Below are 1,257 nucleotides of genomic sequence, written 5' to 3'. Positions count from 1 at the left end.
GGGACTGCTGAAGGTTCGGTTTCCATCTAGCCTGTGAGGATTCTGTCCTCCTGGAAGGATGGCCATTGTGGCAAAGCCGTATCCGGAAGAGTTCCGTCGCGACGTTGTGTCCGTTGCGCGGAAACATGAAGCCCCGTTGGCTCAGATCGCGAAGGATTTCGGGATCAGCGAGGGCACTCTGAACAACTGGTTGAAACGTGCCGACGTTGAGGACGGTGTGCGGCCGGGAGTGACCCAGGCCGACGCGATCGAACTCCGTGAACTCAAGAAGCGCAATCGGTTGCTCGAGCAGGAGAACGAGATCCTGCGCCGGGCGGCGGCGTTCTTCGCCCGTGAGCTGCCCCCAAAATGAAGTACCCGCTGGTCCGTGACCTCGCCGCTGACGGTATCCCCGTCACGGTGGCCTGTCGGGTTCTGGGATTCTCGCCCCAAGGATTCAACAAGTGGCGAAGGAACCCGGTGTCGCAGCGGGAATGGGAGGATGCGCACCTGTCCAATCTCGCCCGCGACATCCACCACGACGACCCGACGTTTGGGTACCGGTTTATCTCGGATGAGATCGCCGACCACGGGGTGTCAGCGTCCGAGCGGCGCGTCTGGCGCATCTGCTCCCAGCAGCGTCTGTGGTCGCTGCACGCCAAGAAACGCGGACTCACCAGGAAAGCCGGCCCTCCCGTGCACGATGACCTTGTCCTGCGTCAGTTCCGCGCCGATCGTCCTAACCAGCTGTGGCTCACAGACATCACGGAGCACCGGACCGACGCCGGCAAGCTCTACCTCTGCGCGATCAAAGACGTGCATTCCAAGCGCATCGTCGGCTACTCGATGGATGACCGGATGACATCAGCTCTTGCCGTGTCCGCCGTCCGGAACGCGATCAGGCTCCGCGGCCCGGTCGACACGATCCTGCATTCCGATAGAGGGTCCCAATTCCGGTCGAAAGTCTTCGTGCAGACGCTCAAGAACAATAACCTGACTGGGTCGATGGGGCGGGTCGGCGCCTGCGGCGATAACGCCGCGATGGAATCATTCTTCTCACTCCTGCAGAAGAACGTCCTAGACCGGCAGAGATGGTCAACAAAGGAGGATCTGAGACTCGCCATCGTGACCTGGATCGAGCGGACCTACCACCGCAAACGCCGCCAGCGAGCACTCGGCCGAATGACACCGATCGAATTCGAGATACTAGGACAAGCCGCCACTAAAGCGGCCCGAAACCAGCAACACCCAACTGGAAACTAAACCTTCAGCAGTCCC

Annotated in this window: 1 protein-coding gene; it reads left to right on the top strand. The window is 60.9% G+C overall.

The annotated features are described in order from the left end of the window. Positions 1-67 precede the first annotated feature (67 nt). Positions 68-1,242, top strand: a protein-coding gene (locus tag RCH21_RS17125; RefSeq protein WP_326965417.1) for an IS3 family transposase whose coding sequence is annotated in 2 segments (ribosomal slippage) — positions 68-341 and positions 341-1,242 — 1,176 coding nt in all. Because the reading frame shifts where the segments join, the coding sequence is not laid out codon by codon here. Positions 1,243-1,257: the final 15 nt, after the last annotated feature.

Source organism: Arthrobacter sp. PL16 (genome assembly GCF_035985055.1).
GTDB classification, from domain to species: Bacteria; Actinomycetota; Actinomycetes; order Actinomycetales; family Micrococcaceae; genus Arthrobacter_D; species Arthrobacter_D cheniae.
This window is presented reverse-complemented; position numbering and strand designations above follow the sequence as displayed.